The organism is Ruegeria sp. AB8, assembly GCF_056542605.1.
Genome location: NZ_JBQGAB010000001.1, coordinates 330,254 through 350,940, shown reverse-complemented (window position 1 = coordinate 350,940; position 20,687 = coordinate 330,254). Strand labels below are relative to the sequence as shown.

General features: G+C 58.5%; 23 protein-coding genes. 14 read left to right on the top strand and 9 right to left on the bottom strand.

The genetic code is table 11. From position 1 onward, the window contains the following. Window positions 1-71 precede the first annotated feature (71 nt). Entirely contained in the window at window positions 72-1,733 is a 1,662-nt protein-coding gene (locus ACR0CG_RS01740; protein WP_480522554.1) for a mechanosensitive ion channel family protein, read from the bottom strand. A 201-nt stretch (window positions 1,734-1,934) separates the two neighbouring features. On the opposite strand from ACR0CG_RS01740, the gene yajC reads away from it, so the two are divergent. The 10 genes from yajC (at window position 1,935) to ACR0CG_RS01690 (ending at window position 8,926) form a co-directional block, all read left to right on the top strand. After that, the gene (gene yajC / locus ACR0CG_RS01735) at window positions 1,935-2,222 is read left to right on the top strand and encodes a preprotein translocase subunit YajC (protein WP_170610183.1); all 288 of its coding nucleotides are present in this window, start codon (window positions 1,935-1,937) and stop codon (window positions 2,220-2,222) included. Between the two features lie 33 nt (window positions 2,223-2,255). Then, window positions 2,256-3,917, top strand: a complete 1,662-nt coding sequence (gene secD, locus ACR0CG_RS01730; protein ID WP_480522553.1) for a protein translocase subunit SecD — start codon at window positions 2,256-2,258, stop codon at window positions 3,915-3,917. Window position 3,918: 1 nt separating this feature from the next. Beyond that, window positions 3,919-4,887, top strand: a complete 969-nt coding sequence (gene secF, locus ACR0CG_RS01725; RefSeq protein WP_170610187.1) for a protein translocase subunit SecF — start codon at window positions 3,919-3,921, stop codon at window positions 4,885-4,887. Beyond that, window positions 4,880-5,626, top strand: coding sequence for a sulfite exporter TauE/SafE family protein (locus ACR0CG_RS01720; RefSeq protein WP_170610189.1), 747 nt, complete (start codon window positions 4,880-4,882; stop codon window positions 5,624-5,626). The genes secF and ACR0CG_RS01720 overlap by 8 nt, the downstream gene beginning before the upstream one ends. Window positions 5,627-5,635: 9 nt before the next feature. Continuing rightward, the gene (locus ACR0CG_RS01715) at window positions 5,636-5,989 is read left to right on the top strand and encodes an Mth938-like domain-containing protein (RefSeq protein ID WP_480522551.1); all 354 of its coding nucleotides are present in this window, start codon (window positions 5,636-5,638) and stop codon (window positions 5,987-5,989) included. A gap of 147 nt (window positions 5,990-6,136) precedes the next feature. Continuing rightward, on the top strand, window positions 6,137-6,751 hold the full coding sequence (gene ccmA / locus ACR0CG_RS01710; RefSeq protein ID WP_480522550.1) for a heme ABC exporter ATP-binding protein CcmA: 615 nt from the start codon (window positions 6,137-6,139) through the stop codon (window positions 6,749-6,751). Next, window positions 6,748-7,404, top strand: a complete 657-nt coding sequence (ccmB, locus tag ACR0CG_RS01705; RefSeq protein WP_170610195.1) for a heme exporter protein CcmB — start codon at window positions 6,748-6,750, stop codon at window positions 7,402-7,404. Before ccmA ends, ccmB begins: the two co-directional genes overlap by 4 nt. A gap of 61 nt (window positions 7,405-7,465) precedes the next feature. Next, window positions 7,466-8,239, top strand: a complete 774-nt coding sequence (locus ACR0CG_RS01700) for a heme ABC transporter permease (protein ID WP_480522548.1) — start codon at window positions 7,466-7,468, stop codon at window positions 8,237-8,239. Continuing rightward, a complete protein-coding gene (gene ccmD, locus ACR0CG_RS01695; protein WP_480522546.1) occupies window positions 8,236-8,394 on the top strand; it encodes a heme exporter protein CcmD in 159 nt (52 codons plus the stop codon). The genes ACR0CG_RS01700 and ccmD overlap by 4 nt, the downstream gene beginning before the upstream one ends. After that, window positions 8,387-8,926 carry a DsbE family thiol:disulfide interchange protein gene (locus ACR0CG_RS01690; RefSeq protein WP_170610201.1) on the top strand — a complete coding sequence of 180 codons (540 nt, stop codon included), beginning with the start codon at window positions 8,387-8,389 and terminating at the stop codon, window positions 8,924-8,926. Before ccmD ends, ACR0CG_RS01690 begins: the two co-directional genes overlap by 8 nt. Window positions 8,927-8,951: 25 nt before the next feature. Here ACR0CG_RS01690 and ACR0CG_RS01685 read toward each other — a convergent pair whose 3' ends face one another. Both ACR0CG_RS01685 and acnA read right to left on the bottom strand, forming a co-directional pair. Further along, entirely contained in the window at window positions 8,952-9,653 is a 702-nt protein-coding gene (locus tag ACR0CG_RS01685) for an SDR family NAD(P)-dependent oxidoreductase (RefSeq protein ID WP_480522545.1), read from the bottom strand. Window positions 9,654-9,797: 144 nt separating this feature from the next. After that, window positions 9,798-12,488, bottom strand: a complete 2,691-nt coding sequence (gene acnA, locus ACR0CG_RS01680; protein ID WP_480522544.1) for an aconitate hydratase AcnA — start codon at window positions 12,486-12,488, stop codon at window positions 9,798-9,800. 226 nt (window positions 12,489-12,714) lie between these two features. Here acnA and ACR0CG_RS01675 point away from each other — a divergent pair, with 226 nt between their 5' ends. Then, window positions 12,715-13,416, top strand: coding sequence for a DUF1223 domain-containing protein (locus tag ACR0CG_RS01675; RefSeq protein ID WP_480522543.1), 702 nt, complete (start codon window positions 12,715-12,717; stop codon window positions 13,414-13,416). A 1-nt stretch (window position 13,417) separates the two neighbouring features. Here ACR0CG_RS01675 and ACR0CG_RS01670 read toward each other — a convergent pair whose 3' ends face one another. The 5 genes from ACR0CG_RS01670 to purB form a co-directional block, all read right to left on the bottom strand. Further along, complete coding sequence (locus tag ACR0CG_RS01670; RefSeq protein WP_480522541.1) at window positions 13,418-14,341, bottom strand: lysophospholipid acyltransferase family protein; 924 nt, start codon at window positions 14,339-14,341, stop codon at window positions 13,418-13,420. Between the two features lie 113 nt (window positions 14,342-14,454). After that, on the bottom strand, window positions 14,455-15,552 hold the full coding sequence (locus ACR0CG_RS01665; RefSeq protein WP_480522540.1) for a flagellar motor switch protein FliG: 1,098 nt from the start codon (window positions 15,550-15,552) through the stop codon (window positions 14,455-14,457). A 68-nt stretch (window positions 15,553-15,620) separates the two neighbouring features. Further along, window positions 15,621-16,163: a hypothetical protein gene (locus ACR0CG_RS01660; protein WP_170610210.1), complete on the bottom strand. Its 543-nt coding sequence runs from the start codon at window positions 16,161-16,163 to the stop codon at window positions 15,621-15,623. Window positions 16,164-16,265: 102 nt separating this feature from the next. Beyond that, the gene (locus ACR0CG_RS01655; RefSeq protein ID WP_480522539.1) at window positions 16,266-16,418 is read right to left on the bottom strand and encodes a chitin-binding domain-containing protein; all 153 of its coding nucleotides are present in this window, start codon (window positions 16,416-16,418) and stop codon (window positions 16,266-16,268) included. Window positions 16,419-16,535: 117 nt separating this feature from the next. Then, window positions 16,536-17,840 (bottom strand): adenylosuccinate lyase, encoded by a 1,305-nt coding sequence (gene purB / locus ACR0CG_RS01650; protein WP_480522537.1) that lies wholly within the window; start codon window positions 17,838-17,840, stop codon window positions 16,536-16,538. A gap of 87 nt (window positions 17,841-17,927) precedes the next feature. Between purB and ACR0CG_RS01645 the strand changes: the two genes are divergently transcribed. The 3 genes from ACR0CG_RS01645 (at window position 17,928) to ACR0CG_RS01635 (ending at window position 19,299) form a co-directional block, all read left to right on the top strand. Then, entirely contained in the window at window positions 17,928-18,260 is a 333-nt protein-coding gene (locus ACR0CG_RS01645; protein ID WP_480522535.1) for a hypothetical protein, read from the top strand. Window positions 18,261-18,404: 144 nt separating this feature from the next. Next, a complete protein-coding gene (locus tag ACR0CG_RS01640) occupies window positions 18,405-18,965 on the top strand; it encodes a hypothetical protein (RefSeq protein WP_480522534.1) in 561 nt (186 codons plus the stop codon). A gap of 10 nt (window positions 18,966-18,975) precedes the next feature. Then, window positions 18,976-19,299 carry a hypothetical protein gene (locus tag ACR0CG_RS01635; RefSeq protein ID WP_170610219.1) on the top strand — a complete coding sequence of 108 codons (324 nt, stop codon included), beginning with the start codon at window positions 18,976-18,978 and terminating at the stop codon, window positions 19,297-19,299. A 12-nt stretch (window positions 19,300-19,311) separates the two neighbouring features. Here ACR0CG_RS01635 and ACR0CG_RS01630 read toward each other — a convergent pair whose 3' ends face one another. Beyond that, on the bottom strand, window positions 19,312-20,529 hold the full coding sequence (locus tag ACR0CG_RS01630) for a bifunctional alpha/beta hydrolase/OsmC family protein (protein ID WP_170610221.1): 1,218 nt from the start codon (window positions 20,527-20,529) through the stop codon (window positions 19,312-19,314). Window positions 20,530-20,687 lie beyond the last annotated feature (158 nt).

Here is a 20,687-nt window from a genome sequence, read left to right as displayed (position 1 = left end):
AATACGTGAATCACTGGAACCGCTTATGCACTATCTCGCGGGGAGGGTGTAGCCGGGACAAGACGCCCGGACTATTTCTCTTCCTCTTCGGTGACTTCATGCGCCAGATGGCCGTCCCAAGCCTCGGCAGGGATCTTCGGTTCGGGTGGATCGGCCATATAAGAGGGCGTCATGATCTGAACACTGTTTTCGTTGAAAACGGCCACGATATTGCGATGCAGATCCGAGCGGATTTTCGGGATGATGCTGCCGCGTGTGGTGTACCCGTTGATCTGGTAGTTGATCGCGTAATCGGCCAGCGCGGTCCACAGCACAAAGGGGACGGGCTTGGACTTGATCCCTTTGGTACGGTTGGCCGCCTCGATCAGCATCGCCTCGACCTTTTCGGGCGGCTCTTCATAGCCGATGCCGACAGTGGTGTGCAGCAACAGGCCGCTGCCATCTGTTTGTTTGGAAAAGTTGACCACATCCGAGTTCATCAGCTGCGCGTTTGGGATCGAGATCAGCTCGTTCTTGATGGATTTCAGATGCGTCTCCATCAACTTGATCTGCACCACGTCACCGATATGGTCACCAATCTGAATGCGATCCCCGATCGAAGTTGAACGGCGATAAATCACAAACAGGCCAGCAAGCATGTTCGACACGACCGAGTTCGCACCCAGCGACAGCATGGCGCCGACCAGAATGGTCAGCCCCTGAAACGCGGCCGAATCCGAGCCCGGAATGTAGGGCACGGCAAAGACCAGCGCGATCAGGATCACGATGACACGGGCAATGTTGAATGTCGGATTCACCCAGTGCTTTTCGAAATCGCCCATTTCGAAGGACCCGGCCTCGACCGCATCGAAGAACACCCTCATGCCGCGGATGATGTAGACGGTGATCCAGGCGATCAGGCCCAGCATGATCAAATTCGGGATATAGCTGAGGATGCCCTTGAAGATCAGCAGGACAGGTTCCGTCAGATAGGTCAGCAGCAGTTGCGCGAAATACCGGGTTTCGGCAAAGGCCAGAAGGACAAAGGACAGGTAGTAGTAAAAGCCCAGAAAGAAGATAACCAGCAGGATGAAATTCAGGCCGTATCGGATCAGGGCTGCAATCGCTTCGGCTTGAACGCTTTTGGCGGTCGCTGTTTCGACGTCCTTGAGATAGCGCTTGACCAGCTTTAGGGTGCGTCGTCGTATGCGCCGGTGTAGCCACATGATAATGATGACAAACAATGCAAAGCCGACAGTCCAGGCTAATGCCTCGATCGCGCCTGACACGCGCGCCTGGTCCGTCCGGTTCGCACGGTAGTCGACAATCGCCTCTTCTATCGCGTCGCCATGCAGAAGGCTGAGAACGTCCAGTTCCATCTGGTCCAGTTCCGCATCGGCGACGGTTACGATCGAAACTCTGACGCCATCAGCGAAAATGCGTGTACCAAGATCGGTTTTTTCGAAAGTAATGTCGACTTCGGGGTCTTCCGAAGATTCGGCGACTTCGACAATAATCTTCTGAACCTGCTCGGCCCGTTCCGATGCCGGCAATGCGCTTGAGCCGCGCAGAAAGAACAGTGTTTCGCCGTCGACAACCACCGGGGCCTTGAAAACATCCGTTTCATCGGTCTCGGGGGCCAGAATTTCGGGGGGTGCTTCCTGTGTCTGTCCGGCAGTGGACATGGCAAAAGCCAGCAGGGCTGCGATCAGCAAAACTTTTAATGCTTGCAGGTGTTTATATAGCTGATTCATTGTGACCCCCACGGCCTGACTATACCCCGCCTGACCGTCGTTCCTAGGGTATATCTGCAACGCTTGGAAACATCTTTCGACACGGTGACACAATCAGGACGGGTTACACCGCCGCCTTTGCTTGCAAACGGACACCTCAAAGCATAGGTTCCCGCCAAATTTGCGGAACTTGTCCGCGATCCAAAGTAAAAGGAATGTCCCATGGAAGGTGGCGCAATCGCCCAGTTTCTCCCGCTGATCCTGATTTTCGCGATCATGTATTTCCTGCTGATACGTCCGCAGCAGAAGAAGATGAAGGAACATCAGGCGATGGTCGATGCCGTGCGCCGGGGCGATCAGGTCGTCACCCAGGGCGGGATGATCGGCAAAGTGTCCAAGGTCAAGGAAGGCGAGAACGAGATCGAGGTTGAAATCGCTGAAGGCGTCAAGGTGCGTGTGGTCAAATCGACCATTGCACAGGTTCTGAACAAGACCGAGCCTGCGAAATAACTTCGCGCGACAATCCCTTGAAAAGGCAGGGTAATGCTGCACATTGATACCTGGAAGCGGGTTCTGATCTGGTCGGTCTGTGTGATCGGTCTGCTCATGGCCCTGCCGAATGCGTTCTATACGCGTGTCGAGCAATCGAACGACGCCAAAACCGCCATTGAACTTGGCATTGATACTCCGGAAATGCAGGCCGAGGCCGCCCAGTGGCCAAACTGGCTGCCGTCTTCTCTAGTCAACCTGGGCCTCGATTTGCGCGGCGGCGCGCATCTCTTGGCCGAAGTCCAGACCAGCGATGTCTACGAAGCCCGAATGGAGGCGATGTGGCCGGAAATTCGCGACGCCCTGCGCGATGAACGCGGGACGGTAGGCACCATCCGCAAGCAGCCATCCGCACCGGATGAGATTCGCGTACGGATCAGCCAACCCGAAGGCATGTCTCGCGGGCTGGAAGTTGTACGTGGTCTTGCGCGTCAGGTGCAGACGCTGACAGGTGTTGGGGCGACCGACATCGAAGCGCGCGCCGACGGTGACATAATCGTCGTGCAATTGTCCGAAGCCGAGAAACTGGCTTCGGATGACCGGACCGTGCGTCAGGCGCTGGAAATCATCCGCCGCCGTATCGATGAGGTCGGAACACGCGAACCCACCATTCAGCGTCAGGGTGCGGACCGTATTCTGATTCAGGTCCCGGGCGTCGGCAGCGCAGGTGAGTTGAAAGAGATCATCGGAACGACCGCGCAACTGACCTTTAATCCGGTTGTGGGCCGTGGGACCGACCCGGATGCCGTACCGGGTGTCGGTGAAAAAGTCGTGCCCTCGCTGGACGAAAGCGAAGTATTCTACACCATCGAATCCGCTCCGGTCGTGACCGGTGAAGAACTGGTGGATGCGCAACCGTCCTTCGACCAGAACGGCCGCCCCGCAGTCAGCTTCCGGTTCAACACCTCGGGCGCGCGCAAGTTCGGCGACTATACCCTCGATAACATCGGCGCACCGTTCGCGATTGTGCTGGATGATGAGGTGATTTCGGCCCCCGTGATCCAATCCCACATTCCGGGCGGGTCCGGTATCATCACCGGCAATTTCACCGTGGAAGAAAGCACCAACCTTGCTGTGCTGCTGCGCGCCGGTGCCCTGCCTGCGGGGCTTGAGTTCCTTGAAGAACGTACGATTGGTCCCGAATTGGGGCAGGACAGCATCGATGCGGGGAAGGTGGCCACCACGGTCGCCTTTGCCGCAGTGCTGGTCTTCATGGCACTCAGCTATGGCCTGTTCGGAGTGTTCGCCAATATCGCGTTGATCATCAACGTTGGTCTGCTGTTCGGCCTTCTTTCGGTGATCGGTGCAACGCTGACCCTGCCGGGTATTGCGGGCATCGTTCTGACGGTTGGTATGGCAGTCGACGCCAACGTGCTGATTTTTGAGCGCATACGCGAGGAACTGAAATCCGCCAGAGGGCCCTCACGCGCTATCGAGCTGGGATATGAAAAGGCGCTGTCGGCCATTCTGGACGCCAACGTCACTACATTTATCACTGCGACGATCCTGTTCGCCATGGGCAGCGGTCCGGTGCGCGGCTTTGCCATCACTCTGGGTCTGGGCATTCTGACCTCGGTCTTCACCGCGATCTTCGTGACGCGCCTGATGATCGTCATGTGGTTCGAACGCCGCCGCCCCAAAACGATCGAGGTTTGATATGCGACTGAGACTTGTTCCCAAGGAAACCTCGTTCGATTTCTTCAACCGCTGGAAAGTCTGGCTGGGCATTTCGGCTTTGCTGATGATCGTGGGCTTCGCCTCGTTCCTGATCCAGGGCCTGAACTTTGGTATCGACTTTCGCGGCGGCACCACGATTCGGACGCAAAGCGCGCAGGAAATTGATGTGGGCACCTATCGCGATGCCATCGCGCCGCTCGAACTGGGTGACGTGACCATCACCGAGATTTTCGATCCGACTTTCGGCGAGGACGAAAACGTCGCAATGATCCGCATTCAGGCGCAAGCCGATGCCGAAGCCGTTTCCGCTGCTACCGTGACAGCAGTAGAAGGGGCGTTGCAAGCTGCGGTGCCGGATATTCAGTTCGTCTCGGTCGAATCCGTTGGCCCAAAAGTGTCCGGCGAGCTGATCCAGACTGCGGTAATCGCTGTGGCTTTGGCCATCGCTGCGGTGCTTGTCTACATCTGGCTGCGGTTCGAATGGCAGTTTGCCCTGGGTGCAGTGGCCGCGCTGGTACATGACGTGATCCTGACCATCGGTATCTTTTCAGAGCTGCAGATCCGCTTCGATCTGGCCATCATCGCGGCGCTGCTGACCATTGTCGGCTACTCTCTGAACGACACAGTGGTTGTGTTCGACCGGGTGCGCGAGAACCTGCGCAAGTATAAGAAAAAGGACCTCAAAGAGGTTCTGAACCTTTCGATCAACGAAACACTCAGCCGGACGGTGATGACCTCGGTCACCACTCTGCTGGCGCTGATTTCGTTGTATGTACTGGGCGGTGACGTGATCCGCGGCTTTGTCTTTGCGATGATATGGGGCGTGATCGTGGGTACCTATTCCTCGGTCTTCGTGGCATCGACCATCTTGCTGTGGCTGGGGGTCAAGCGCGACTGGTCCAAGCCGTCAAACACGGCGGGCAACCAGTTCGCAAACATCGATGCCTGAGCTTTCGGGCCAGTCCCCGGCGGGGCTGGCCATCGTTTTGTTCGCGGCTTTTCTGGGCGGTGTCGTGCGCGGTTTTTCCGGGTTCGGCACCGCTCTGATCTTTCTTCCTCTGTCCGCGCCATTTCTGGGCCCGTTCGGTGCGCTGATTGCCCTGACAGTCATGGATATTTTCGGTCCGGTCCCGAATCTGCGCCGGGCCTGGGCCTCCGTCGATCGGTCGGATCTTCTGCGGCTGGTCCTTGGTTGTGCGGTGACCTTGCCGATCGGGTTGTGGCTGCTGACGCAGGTGGAACCCGTGGTGTTCCGGTACGCGGTCAGTCTGATCTCACTGTTCATGCTCGCCGTACTTGCCTCTGGCCTGCGCTATCGGGGGCGCGTGCGCCGCGCCATGGTTGCGGGGATCGGAGCCGCCGCTGGTTTCCTTGGTGGTGTCGCAGGGTTGCCGGGTCCCGCCGTCATTCTGTTCTACATGTCGCGTCCGCTGCCGATTGAAGTTGTTCGGGCCACCATTCTGTTGTTCCTCTTTGCCTTTGATTTCCTGCTGCTTGGGATATTGACTGGAATGGGCCGGGTCACCCTGGCGTCGATCGGGCTGGGTCTGGCGCTGGCCGTTCCGAATCTGGCTGGAAACTGGCTCGGAGGGTGGCTTTTCCGGCCCGAGCGCGAGAGGATCTACCGTGCAAGCGCCTATCTGGCGATTGCCGTTGCGGCCTTGTCGGGCTTGCCGCTTTGGGGATAAACACGGGCCATGCGTTTGAACGAGATAACATATAACAGCTCTGCACCTGTTGACGGCTACGGTCCCGGCTTCTTCCGCATCGGCGGGCAGGTCTACGAAGGGTCTGTTCTAACCGGTCCGACCGGCACCGCCGGTTGGGGCGGCTACGATAATCAGGACGCTTTGCTGGAGTTGTCCGACGACGTCGATGTGGTCTTCATCGGCACCGGCGCTGAACTGTCTCACATCCCGGCCGACTTGCGTGTCGCATTGGAGGACGCAGGCCTTGGGGTCGAGATCATGAACTCACCAGCGGCCTGCCGTACCTATAACGTGCTGCTGTCCGAAGGCCGGCGCGTGGCGCTGGCCCTGATCCCTGTTTGACCGGATCCGCTCTTCATCTGGCCAAAAGTATCCCGGGGAGCGCGAGGGGCCGGCCCCTCGCTCCGCTTCCTTCCAAAAACGCAAAGGCTGTTCTCCTGCGGCAAATCCCGCCTTTTGCGTCTGGCAGCAATAAGATAAGCGGAACTCATGACACTGACCGTTAGCGATCTTGCCGTCACCCGGGGCGGTATCCCTGTTCTCGAGGGACTGAGCTTTGTGCTGGAACCCGGTCGCGCACTGATCCTGCGCGGCCCCAACGGGATTGGAAAAACTACCCTGCTACGAACGCTGGCCGGGTTGCAGCCGCCCTTGGCTGGCCGGATCGAAGGGGCTGAAGACCGGATCGCCTATGCCGCGCATTCGGATGGTTTGAAACCCACCCTGTCAGTGACAGAAAACCTGACTTTCTGGGCTTCGGTTTTTGGCAAACCGGACATTCAGCCCGCGCTGGACGCCTTTGATCTGAATGATCTGGCAGACCGCCACGCAGGCAACCTGTCCGCAGGTCAGAAACGTCGTCTGGGTCTGGCCCGGATGCTGGTCACCGGACGCCCGATCTGGATGTTGGACGAACCCACCGTGTCTCTGGATCGCAATGCCGTGCAGATGTTCGCCGATGCGGTGCGGGCACATCTGGGGCAGGGTGGTTCGGCCCTGATCGCCACTCATATCGACCTCGGGCTGGACGGAGAGGTTCTGGATGTCGGTCCCAACAAGGCCAAACCAAAACCCATCGACGACTTTGACGGAGGTTTCCTGTGATCGCCTTGCTTTTGCGCGACCTGAAGCTGGCCTTCCGTGCGGGCGGGGGTTTTGGTCTGGGTCTGGCCTTTTTTCTGATCGTGACCGTTCTGGTACCGTTTTCCGTTGGGCCGCAATCCTCGCTGCTGTCGACTATCGCACCGGGCGTCCTATGGCTGGGGGCGCTGTTGGCGTGCCTCTTGTCGCTGGATCGTCTTCTGGCACTGGATTGGGAGGACGGATCGCTGGACCTGCTGGCCACCGCGCCGCTGCCGCTCGAGGCTGTCGTGACGATCAAGGCGCTGGCCCATTGGCTGACCACCGGCTTGCCGTTGGTTCTGGCCGCGCCGTTTCTGGGCGTTTTGCTGAACCTGCCTGCGCCGGGTTTTTTCTGGTTGGTCATCTCGCTGCTGATCGGCACCCCGGCGATGAGCGTCATCGGCACGTTTGGCGCGGCGCTGACCGTGGGGCTCAAACGTGGCGGACTGCTGCTGTCACTGCTGGTTCTTCCGCTTTACGTGCCGACGCTGATTTTCGGTGCCGAAGTCGCCCGGCGGGGCGCGACTGGCATGGAAACACAAACGCCCCTGTTGATGCTGGCCGGAATCACGGCAGCGACCATAGCCCTGCTGCCCTTTGCCAGCGCCGCCGTGCTGCGGATCAATCTGCGGTGAACCGCCACAACTTTGACTGATGTCAATTGAGAACAGACCCGAGTCGGACTAGATAGAGCCCATGTCGATTGCAGCCAAAGCCAACGCCCTCTGGGAATATGCCAACCCGCGCAAGTTTCTTGCCACCAGTGAACGTGTGCTGCCGTTCTTCTGGGTCACCTCGACGGTTTGCATTGTCGTCGGCCTGATCTGGGGGTTTTTCTTTACCCCTGACGACTACAAACAGGGCTCGACCGTCAAGATCATCTATCTGCATGTGCCCGCCGCTTTGATGGCGATCAATTGCTGGCTGATGATGCTGGCGACATCGCTGGTCTGGCTGGTGCGGCGCCATCATGTCAGCGCGCTGGCTGCGCGGGCTGCGGCACCGGTCGGAATAGTCATGACACTGATCGCACTGGCAACCGGCGCGATCTGGGGGCAGCCGATGTGGGGAACATGGTGGGCCTGGGATCCGCGCCTGACCTCGTTCCTGATTCTCTTCCTGTTCTATCTGGGCTACGTCGCGCTGTGGGAGGCCATCGAAGACCCCGATACGGCGGCCGACCTGACATCGGTGTTGTGTCTGGTGGGGTCGGTCTTTGCGATCCTCAGCCGCTATGCGGTGAATTTCTGGAATCAGGGTCTGCATCAGGGTGCATCCGTGATGCGCGCTGCAGCTGTGACCGGGGCGGATACCGAAGAGAAGGTCAGCAACATCTATTTCTACCCGCTGCTTTTGTGCATCGTTGGCTTTGTCCTTCTGTTCATCGCGCTGGTGCTGTATCGCACCGGCACGGAAATCCGGGCGCGCCGGATCAAGGCGCTGCTGGCACGGGAAAGGGTGGGCGGATGATCCCCGATCTTGGTAAATATGCGGATACGGTTTTGTCGGCCTATGCGGCCTCGATTGTCCTTTTGGTTGCCCTGATCGTGTTCAGCGTGCTGCGCGGACGCAAGGTGCGCGCCGAAATGGAAAAAATCGAACAGAGGATGACGCGTAATGGCTAAGATCTCGCCACTTATGATCGCGCCGCCGCTGATCTTTGGCGCGTTTGCCGTTTTGGCGGGAATCGGGATGTTCCGCGACGACCCCAATGCATTGCCCTCGGCCCGGGAAGGCCAGACCGCGCCGCCCGTCGTCATGACTGAGTTCCCCGGCAAATCCGGCTTCGACGATGCCACCCTGCGCGACGGAGAGGTCAAGCTGGTCAACTACTGGGCCAGCTGGTGCGCCCCGTGCCGGGCCGAACACCCGAATCTGGAGGCTCTGGCGCAGGAAGGCATTCCGATCTACGGCATCAATTACAAAGACCCGTTGGGTAATGCCGAAGCTTTTCTGACCGAACTGGGCGATCCCTACGCCGGGATCGGACGGGATGAGCAGGGGCGTATGGGGTTGGACTGGGGCGTCTACGGCGTACCTGAGACCTATGTGATTGACGGCGAGGGCACCATCATTCTGCGCCATGCCGGGCCAATCACCCAGCGCGTCATCGCAAGCACGATCCGCCCTGCACTGGAGAAGGCGGCAGTGCAATAGGCTGGTAAGCTTGGGCCGACTGCATTCAAAGGCGATATCCGCCCGAGACTGTCAGAACCTCTCCGGTTATGAAGGACGCCGCGTCGGAACACAGAAATCGCACGGCCCCAGCAATATCGCTTGGGGTTCCAGCGCGTCCCAGCGCGGTGTCCTTGACGAATAACTCGGTCAGGTCATCCGGACGTGGTGCCTCGGGGATGTTGATCGCACCTGGCGCGACCGCATTGACGCGAACTCCGGCCGGCCCAAGCTCTTTCGCCATCGCGCGGGTCCAGAGGTTCAGCGCCGCTTTGCTGGCACCGTAAGTGACCGCGTCACGTGGTGGCAGAACCGAATTGACCGAAGAAATGCTGACGATGGCCGTCCCTGGTTGCAGGTGCGGCAGGGCCGCTGCCAGCAATGCGGCCGGAACCAGAAGGTTCAGATCCAGGATCGCCCGATGGTCTTCCGCTTCAAAATACTCTTTCGGAGTCGAGGCAACCAGACCGGCGTTGTTCACGATCACATCCAACTGGCCGAAATGATCCAGAACTTGTGCTATGACAGCTTCTGGCTGGTCCTTTTGCGTCAGGTCAGACCGTATTGACAGCAGGTTGTGGTTCGCTTTCCAATGGACCGGCTCAGTGGAGCGCCATGTGAATGCCACCCGATGATCTTTTTCCAGTTCCTCGACAATCGCACGTCCAATTCCCCGTGCGCCGCCCGTAACCAATGCCACTTTTTTCATCTGCTTCTCCTGCCCACACCAGAACGGGATTGGGGGCAAAAGGCAACTTCTTCTGTTTAAAAATACCCTGTAGAGCGAGGCAATGCCGCGCAAGAGAAAGGCGCCCGCAAAGGGCGCCCTTCAAAAAGCTATATCTGGTCCGGCTCAGCCAGCTTTGGCCAGGTTCCGCAACACATAGTGCAGCACGCCGCCGTTCTCGATGTACTCGATCTCGGGCGCGGTATCGATGCGGCACTTGAGGCTGATGGTCTTCTCGGAACCGTCACCATAGACGATGGTACAGGGAACCTCTTGCAGCGGCTGGATGGTATCCAGACCGTGGATCGAAACCGTTTCATCCCCCTTCAGACCCAGCGATTTACGAGTATCGCCACCGGTAAACTCGAACGGGATAACACCCATGCCAACCAGGTTCGAACGGTGAATACGCTCGAAGCTTTCAGCGATCACGGCCTTGACGCCCAGTAGTGCCGTGCCTTTGGCCGCCCAGTCACGCGAAGACCCCGCGCCGTACTGCTCGCCGCCAAAGACGACCAGCGGAACGCCCTGTTCCTGATAAGCCATCGACGCCTCGTAGACCGAGGTCTGTTCGCCATCAGGGCCCTTGGTATAGCCGCCTTCGACGCCGTCCAGCATCTCGTTTTTGACGCGGATGTTGGCAAAAGTGCCGCGCATCATGACCTCGTGGTTGCCGCGGCGCGACCCGTACGAGTTGAACTCGCGCGGCTGAACCTGACGGTCCGTCAGATACTTACCGGCCGGAGTTGTCGTCGCAAAGGAACCTGCAGGCGAGATGTGGTCGGTGGTGATCATGTCACCCAGGATCAGTAGAACCTTGGCACCATCGATATTCGAGATCGTGCCAGGCTCGGACCCCATGCCCTGGAAGTAGGGCGGGTTCTGAATGTAGGTCGAGGTCGGGGGCCAGTCATAGGTCTCCGCATCGGTGGTCTCGACCGACTGCCACTTCTCGTCGCCCTTGAAGACGTCGGCGTATTTCGACTGGAACGCCTCGCGGGTCACGGTCTGTTCGACCAGTTCCGCAACTTCCTGCTGGGTCGGCCAGATGTCTTTCATAAAGACGTCATTGCCGTCCTTGTCCTGACCAATCGGTTCCGACGTCAGGTCGATATCCATCGTGCCGGCCAGCGCGTAAACGACAACCAGCGGCGGTGAGGCCAGATAGTTGGCACGTACGTCAGGCGAGATACGGCCTTCGAAGTTGCGGTTGCCCGACAGGACCGACGTGGCAACCAAATCGCCTTCGGCAATCGCATCGGACAGCTCTTTCTGTATGGGACCCGAGTTGCCGATACAGGTGGTACAGCCGTAACCGACAAGGTTGAAGCCGATCTGGTCCAGATCTTCCTGCAAGCCGGCGGCTTCAAGATAGGCCGACACAACCTGCGAACCCGGTGCCAGCGAGGTTTTGACCCACGGCTTGCGGTCAAGACCCAGCGCAGCCGCCTTGCGCGCCACCAGACCCGCGCCAATCATCACGTATGGGTTCGAGGTGTTGGTGCACGAGGTGATCGAGGCGATTACGACCTTACCCGATTCCATGGTGTAGTCTTCGCCTTTGACGGCGACTTCCTTGCCCATAGGGCGCTTGAACGTCTCGGCCATTTCCTTGGTGAAAGCGGCCTTGGCGTTGGTCAGTGCGACATAGTCCTGCGGGCGTTTCGGGCCCGAGATCGCGGGAACGATGGTGCCCATGTCCAGCGACAGGGTGTCGGTGTAGATCGGCGCATAGTTCTCATCGCGCCAGAAACCGTTTTCTTTGGCGTAGGCTTCGACCAGTGCGATGCGATCTTCGTCACGGCCGGTGTTGCGCAGGTAGCGCAGCGTTTCACCGTCGATCGGGAAGAAACCACAGGTCGCGCCGTATTCCGGCGCCATGTTGGCGATGGTCGCACGGTCGGCCAGCGGCAGACGGTCCAGACCCTCGCCGTAGAACTCGACGAATTTGCCCACGACGCCTTTTTCACGCAGCATTTCCACGACCTTCAGAACAAGGTCGGTCCCGGTGGTGCCTTCGACCAAATCGCCGGTCAGTTCAAAGCCGATGACTTCGGGGATCAGCATCGAGATCGGCTGACCCAGCATTGCGGCCTCGGCCTCGATTCCGCCGACGCCCCAACCCAGAACGGCCATGCCGTTGACCATGGTGGTGTGGCTGTCAGTGCCGACAAGCGTGTCGGGGTAGGCGACTTCATCCCCATTCTGGTCAGTGTCTGTCCAGACGGTCTGCGCCAGATACTCCAGGTTCACCTGGTGGCAGATACCGGTTCCGGGGGGCACAACGCGGAAGTTGTTGAAGGCCGACTGTCCCCACTTCAAGAACTGGTAACGCTCCATGTTCCGCTCATATTCGCGGTCCACATTCATCTGGAACGCGCGCGGGTTGCCGAATTCGTCAATCATGACCGAGTGGTCGATGACCAGATCAACCGGGTTCAACGGATTGATCTTCTGAGCATCGCCGCCCAGACCCTTGATGCCGTCGCGCATCGCGGCAAGGTCGACCACGGCAGGAACGCCGGTGAAGTCCTGCATCAGGACGCGCGCCGGACGATAGGCGATCTCGCGCGGGTTCTTGCCGCCCTTGGCACCCCATTCGGCAAAAGCCTTGATGTCGTCGACTGAGACCGAAAAGCCGTCATCTTCGAACCGCAACATGTTTTCCAGCACAACTTTCAGCGCGGCGGGAAGCTTGGAAAAATCGCCCAGACCGGCCTCTTGCGCGGCGGGGATCGAGTAATAGGAAATGGACTTGCCATTCACGCTCAGGCTGCGGCGTGTCTTGGCGGTATCCTGTCCGACTTTGATGGGCATCTAATGGCCTCCCTCTCAAAATGACGTGGATTATGGGATTCGCTGAGGGGTATCTGCATCACGTTTAGCCTTGGTTCAAGGTCCAACACGACAAGTGCGGCAATTTTTGTATACCATTGCACACATTTTTTACAATTTGGGTGTCCTAGGTCTCAAGAAACCTTGATTGGCGGTTGATCTTTGAACGGTCTAAACCTGTCTGGCAACCGACCAAACCGAGGCCGCCATGTTCAGAATGACTATCTTTTCAACGCTTGCGTCATTGCTACTGGCGGCACCGGTTCTGGCTGAAAACGATCCCGTCGTTGTAGAACTTTTCACCTCTCAAGGCTGTTCATCCTGCCCGCCTGCGGATCGAATCCTGCATGATCTGGTCAAGCGCGACGACGTCATCGGGCTGGCGCTACACGTCGACTACTGGGACTACATCGGCTGGAAGGACGAATTTGCCGATCCCGATCATACCACGCGCCAACGCGCCTATGCCCGTCAGGGCGGGCGGTCGATGATTTACACACCGCAGATGGTGATAAACGGCCAACAGGACATCGTTGGCGCGCAATTGCGGGAACTGAACCGACTGATTGACGCGCATCTCAAAGCCACCCCTAAGGCTTCAGTCAATGCCAGCCGGACTGGGAACGACGTTGTTGTGGATGTGACGCCCGTCAACCTACCGGTTGGAGAGACGTATGACGTGCGTGTCGTTCAGTATTCTCCGATGCGACACGCCTCGATCCGCAGGGGCGAGTTGGCGGGACACGAACTGGACTATGCCAATGTTGTCGAATCCTGGCAGAGCGCCGGGCAGTGGGACGGGGTCGCGCCACAGCGGTTTTCGACGGTGTTGACCTCGGATCTTCCTGCGGTTGTGCTGGTGCAGAAAACGGGGCACGGCCCCATCGTTGCTGCAGCCAAGGCAAAATGAATTAGGGCATATCTTCCGGCTGAACCCCCAGCCCGTTCCATGTTTTCCAGCGTCGGTGAATCCAAAACCACTGACCCATGTGTTTGCGAACCACGGCTTCAAGATCATCATTGGTGAACTGGGTCATTGTTTTGGCGTCAGTATGCGGAACAGGATCATGCAGAATGATCTCGAAATCGATCCCGTTCGGCTGGCGCACTGCATAGCATGGGATCAGCACGGCACCATATTTGATCGCCAGTTCAGCATTCAAAACCGAGGTGACAGCCGGTTTGCCGAAAAAAGTCAGATCCTCACCGCCCTGGGCGTGCAGGTCGGACACGATGGCGATGATCCCGCCTTTTTTGAGCGAACGAACCATTTCGACCATACCCCGACGGCCCTGTTCGAACATCGGCTCACCGGTTTTGTAGAAAGCTTCAACGTAAATGTCGTTGAAATACGGGTTGGCCATTCGGCGATACAGGCAACCGATGGGTTTGCCGCTGTGGTTCTGCAGCGCGACTCGGGCCGCGAGGTAGTGTCCGAAATGCGCGGTAATCATCATGACCGGTTTGCCTTCGGCCACGGCGGCATCAAAAGCAGCGATGCCGGGACCCGAAATTTTGGCATCCTTCTGCCGCTCGGAAAAGCCTTCGGGCGAAAAATGCTCCATGATCGCCCGGCCCGCATTGTCGGGAACGGCGCTGCAAATGCGGCGAACCTCGGCATCGGGCAGATCGGGGCATGTCAGTTTGAGGTTGCGGCGCACGCGGTTTGTGAAGCCAACAATCGGCGACAGGCCGCGCACAATGGCACCCATTGCCGCAATGCGCCGTTCGTACGGCAATAGCCGCATCGTACCGATTACAGCTTTGAGGAAAAGGCTGGTGATGTAGTATTTACCAAGCTCAAAGCGGCTCAGTTCCGACTTTTCGACGGGCATGTAGGTGTCTCACCAGATATTCGATTTGCGGGCTCAGACATACAGGTCAGAAACCGCAACCACAAGCGTTCAGCAAATCCGGAGGGATCACCATTGCGTTCCGGCGTGTCGCATTATTGTTCATCGCCTTCTTGTTCGATCAAGGTGATGGCTCCTTCATCCACCAGTGCGCGAATGACACCGACAACCTGCGCCATCGCGTCGTCCGCATCCTTTTGCCTGACCTTGCCCCGTTCACCCATTTCCTCGCGCAGATTTTCCGCCATGCGCGTAGAAATGTTGGAAAGCAGGAATTCGACCGAAGCCCTGTCTTCATCGGCGATTGCGCCCGCCAGTGCGGTCACTAGCACGGGTTGATCGATACCGCGCAACAGCGCGGGGATGTCCCGCGCAGTGATGCGGTTTGATATGTGGGCAAAGGTAAAGATGGACTGGCGTACCACACTGGCAAAGTCGGAATCCTCTTCATCCAGCGCGGTCAGCAACCCGTCCCGGGTTGTTGCAGCCGACTGGTTCAGGATTGCACCGACACGGGCGCCGGGGTGGTCCGCAAAGGCCGGGGCAGGGCGCTGATCCAGTTGGGCGGCCAGCGACCATCCAATCCGCTCAACCGCTTCGGGCGTGATGTTGGCCGTTTTGGATACGGCATAGGTTATGCGGCGGGCCACGGGGCCTGGAAGGTGACCAAGCAGTTCTGCGGCCTTGGGCGTATCAAGCTTGGACAACATCACGGCGGCAATTTCGGTGCTTTCCGCCTGCGCCATACTGGCCAGATCTTCGATAGGTATTTCACGAAGGCGCAGCCACGGGTCGCCGATCTGACGCACGCCGGCAACCTTTCGCAATCGCGCTGCCGTTGCCGGTGTAATTTTGCCGTTGACGGCATCCAGAGCGCCTGCCAGCCCGTGCGGGAAGGCCAAGCCGACGCCTTCAAGCGCGCGCGTAAATTCCCGAGCGACCGCATCAAGCGTGACGCGGTCCACCAGACCCATCTGTCCCAGCTGGTGGGTCAGTTTCTCCTGCAAGGCGTCCGGGAGTTCTTCCAATGGAATGTCGGCGCCTTCGTTTAGAAGAAGCCTAACGATAACAGCGGCTTTTTGCCGGTTGCTAAGCTGTCGGGGCACAACACGCGCCGCGTCTTCTTCTTCCCCTTCGATCACCGGCGTCGAAGCAGCCGGAGATATATGTACCAGAGCTTTGGCGTCTTGCATCTGTCCGCGGTCCCAAATTGCGATTTCACGAGCAGATTACGAAGCAACAGGTAAATTTACCCTGAACCTCAGTAGCTGTAGGTCAGCCCGGTGCGGATTGCATCGCGCAGAGAGGTCTCGGCCCATGTGCCTTCGCCGCCCCGTGCCTTGATCTCGCGCCACTGTGCTATGGCTAGATCGGTTTTCCCTTCTGCAACAAAACCCTGCGCCATATAGCTACGGGCAAGGATGTTGTCCGGGTTAGCGGAGATAGCGTTTTGATAAAAAACGTTGGCCAGTTCCAGTTCGCCCATCTTGCGGTAGGTAAAGCCCCAGTAGGTCATGACGCGGTCGTCATTCTGATCCATCACGCGCAATATCGCCTGCGCGTTTTCATACTGGCCATCGTAGGCCAGTTCCCGAACTGCATCATAAAGCTGATCTTCGGTGAAATTGGTTTTGTTCGGTTTGACACAGCGACCAGCCGTCTCGTCATACACGCGCCCGAACAGGCATTTCTTGGTCGTGTTTGTCGGCTTTGGGGGGCTGCTGTCGCCACCACCTGCTGCGAACGCGGCGGGAGCGAGCACAAAAGCCTGAAGGGCAAGTGCTGAGGCTAGTACGAGGCGCATATTCCTACTCCGTTTTCAAAGGAACTTGTCAAAAGCATAGCGTGATCTTCAGAAAAGCTAACAATTGACTGATCGCTTTTATTCACAAGCAGGAAAGATTTTTCAGCTGTTGACGATTTTGGTGCAGCTTTGTGTCTCGGTGTCCCAGATTGTGCCGGGTTCGCAGGACTGGGTCTGATTGGTGTGATTGCTGCAGGCAAGTGCGACCGATGCAACGCAGGAAAATGTCAACGCGCAGAGAATGGTTCGAAACATTGGACTCTCCCATCCGGAAAATGCACCTGCAGGATAACCCAATTCCGTCAATCTGGCAAAAAACAAGACCCGGATCGGGGAAGCGACCCGGGTCCTAAAAGAAATCAAACGTCTGCGCTATTCACCAAAGACGCGGGCGAAAATGGTGTCCACGTGTTTGGTGTGATAGCCAAGGTCGAATTTCTCTTCGATTTCCTCGACGGTCAATGCGGCGGTGACGTCGGGGTCTGCCAGCAGCTCTTCTTTGAAATCGGTGCGGTGTTCCCAGACTTTCAGTGCGTTGCGCTGAACCATGGCATAGGCGTCCTCGCGGCTGACGCCAGCTTGTGTCAGCGCCAGCAGCACCCGCTGGCTCATCACAAGGCCGGGGAACTTGTTCATGTTTTCGATCATGTTCTCGGGGAAGATCAGCATCTTGTCGATCACGCCTGTCAGTCGTGCCAGCGCAAAGTCCAGCGTGATTGTGGCATCCGGTCCGATCATGCGTTCGACCGAAGAATGCGAGATATCCCGCTCGTGCCAGAGCGCCACGTTTTCCATCGCCGGGATCACGGCCGCGCGCACCATGCGCGCCAGACCGGTCAGGTTCTCGGTCAGGACCGGGTTCTTCTTGTGCGGCATGGCCGAAGAGCCTTTTTGACCCATCGAGAAGAACTCAGCCCCCTCCAACACCTCGGTCCGCTGCATGTGGCGGATTTCGATGGCGATGTTTTCGATGCTGCTGGCGATGACGCCCAGCGTTGCAAAAAACGCGGCATGACGGTCACGGGGGATGACTTGGGTGCTGATTGGCTCGGGGACCAGACCCAGTTGATCGCAGACATGCTCCTCGACGCGCGGGTCGATATTGGCGAAGGTGCCGACCGCGCCGCTGATCGCGCCCGTGGCAATCTCGGCGCGCGCATCGCGCATCCGGGACAGGTTGCGGTCCATCTCGGCGTAGAAACGCGCGAATGTCAGGCCCATCGTTGTCGGCTCGGCGTGGATGCCGTGGCTGCGACCAATGCGGACAGTGTCCTTGTGTTCGATTGCGCGACGTTTTAGGGCGGCCAGCAGACCTTCGAGGTCGGCGACCAGAATATCTGCGGCGCGGGTCAGCTGCACGTTGAAACATGTGTCCAGCACGTCCGAGCTGGTCATGCCCTGATGGACAAAGCGGGCCTCATCGCTGCCGACATGTTCTGCCAGATGGGTCAGAAAGGCGATGACGTCATGTTTTGTGACGGCTTCGATCTCGTCGATGCGGGCCACGTCGAATTCCACGTCCTTGGCTTTCCAGACGGCTTCGGCGTTTTCGCGCGGGATCACCCCCAGATCGGCCATGGCGTCACAGGCATGCGCCTCGATCTCGTACCAGATGCGGAACTTGGTCTCGGGCGACCAGATGGCAACCATGTCAGGGCGGGAATAACGGGGTATCATTGGCGGCTGCACCTTTTTGTGTTTGGGATGAGGCGTTGCGCGGGGTTTAGCCGTGCATGCAAAAGGGAACAAGGTGCGAGTGCCGAGATGAGACGGTTTGCCCTGATTTTGATGCTGTGGCCCGGATTTCTGGCCGCAGAGGAGTTCCGCCAGTTGTCGGGCAACGAGATACTTGTCGCCTTGACCAGCAAGAAGCTCGATTATGGAGAAGGAGCCTGGCAGAGCTTCGACGCCAATATGCTGACCCAGTATTTCTCGGGCAGGCCCAGTTCGGGCCGCTGGAATGTGCGTGACGACAGGTACTGTTCGCTTTGGCCGCCTTCGGATTTGTGGGCGTGTTACGACGTTCAGGTAAGCGGGCAGAGGGTGCGTTTTGTCGATGACAATGGCGGCGTGACGGATGGGACCTACGTTGATTGAAAATATGGGTTGGTCAAGTAGCTGAGCGCTGCATATTGAAGATCGTTGCCGCCCGGTTTCCCGAACCATGCGCGCCCTGATGCTGGACAAGTACCGTTTTGGTGGGCCAAGCTGCGTGAAGTGAAACCAACAGGTTATTGAGATATGCGTATTATTTTGAATTCCGCACTGGCTGCCTGTGCGGGGATGTGGTTGGTATGCATCCCACCCGCATCGGCGGACACACCGGTCACCTATACCGACGACGGGCGCGCGCTGTTCCGGTTTAACGTGCCCGATTTCTGGACATTGCGCACAGGCGGAATTCGGGAAATCGAAGATACGCAACTTGGCGATCCGCGTGCTGTGGCCCGGGTCATGGGGATGCGTCCAGTCACTGACGATAATGTCTGGATGGGTTTTGTGTCGCCGAACGGTGTCAAAAGCATCGCTGACGGGCTGCGTTATCTGGAAGATATCGACAAGTTTCTGGTCAAGGAGCCGACGGTCACAAGTACCAGTGACAGGCGCATCGGCGGTTTGCCCGCACGTGTGATCCGCGGGACAGGCAACAGGGATGGCAGGGGGGTGAACTTTACCGCCACTGTGATCGATCTGCCGCGTGACCGTGTTGCGATCGTCGTCGCAATCCTGCGCAACGGAGCGGATCCGGCCTATGCCGATACACTGAATGCCGTTTTCGCGTCATTCCAGCCTGCGCGGTAAGGAGGTTCAGATGACAAGAAGATTTATCAAACCCTCTGTTCTGGCGCTGGGGCTTGGGGCATCCAGCCTTCTGCTGACGGCATGCGACGGTGTCTCGGTTGGTGTCGGGGTCGGATATGGATATGACCCGTTTTACGACTCGATGCTGTGGAACGACTACTACCATGACGTGGATGTCGATATTGACGTGAACAGGCCAGTCAGACCTGATCGACCGAACCGACCCGGCGGGCAACCACCGACACGTCCAAGGCCACCTGTGGCGAAGCCACCGGTGACCCGGCCTCCGGCCGCCCGACCGCCGATACACCGCCCTGCTCCCCGCCGACGGTAATCAACGGGGCGTTCAGGTCGGCAGCAATTCGGTTGTAATGTGGACGGACGCTTCCAAAGTTCTGTGCACGGGGCATTTGTCGGCGATTTCCATAAGCCGGGTGCGTTGGTCCTGCGTCAGCGGGCCTTCCAGCCGGATTTTTCTGCGGAACAGGTCAACCTTGCCTTCCGTGACAAGCCCGGCATCCTGCGCATGAACCTTGTCATGGCAGACATCGACGCTGACATGGGTCAGCGGCCAGTTCTTGCGCCGCGCATACATGCGGATCGTCATGGACGTGCACGCACCCAGGCCGGATGACACGAAACCATAGGGCGACATGCCCCGATCCGTGCCCCCGTACGAGGCTGGCTCATCCGCGACCGCGTGGTGACGAGGGCCAGCCTGAATATCCTGCAAGAAGCCGGATGGGTCGGCCTCGATCACCCGCACCACACCTTCCGGCGCGCCGGGCGGCGGTGCGGGCGGACACAAGGGTACGTAACGTCCAACCCAGGCCGAGATTACATCGGCGGCGTATTCGGCATCGGAGGCCCGCGTAATTAGGTGATCGGCATCATCGAGGGTGACAAAGCTTTTGGGATGTTTGGCGGCCTGGAAAATCGCACCGGCATTGTCGATGCTCACCGTTTCGTCACGTGGGGCATGCAGGATCAGAAGTGCAGCCTTCAAATCACCGATGGCCGGGGTCAAAGCGGATTCTGAAATGTCATCCACAAAGGCCTTACCGATCCGAAACGGCCGCCCGCCCAGCAGAACCTCGGCCGAACCGTCCTGTTCGATTTCCGGCAACGCGGCTTCGAAATGGTGGGACACGTGCCCGGGATCGGCCGGTGCGCCAAGAGTGACAACAGCCTTGACCGAGGGAATGCCCGCACGTGCCCGCAGAACAGCGGCGCCGCCCAGCGAATGCCCGATCAGCAGGGCAGGAGCCATGTCGCGCCCTTCCAGATAAGTCGCCGCCGCGATCAGATCTTCAACATTTGACGAAAAAGTCGTGTTTGCAAACTCGCCTCCAGAATGCCCCAAACCTGTAAAATCAAAACGCAGCACGGCAATGCCCATGACCGCCAGGCGCGCAGAAATGCGCCGCGCGGCAGGGATGTCTTTGGAACAGGTAAAGCAGTGCGCAAAAAGGGCTGTTGCCAAAACCGGCCCGTCGGGCAGGTCAAGGCGAGCTGCCAGTTGGCTGCCATCGTGCCCGGAAAATGTAATGCGTTCGGTCGGCATAAGGAACTCCTTGGTCGTTGGCTTCACAGTGGGCACAGCGACGCCTTATCTCAACCCGCCTGACATGTGCCTCACGCGGAGGTGACAGGAATTCCCGAGTTCTTCTTATGCCAAAAGCATCTGTGAAGGCACGAGAGGCAGAACCTCTCGCAGAATGC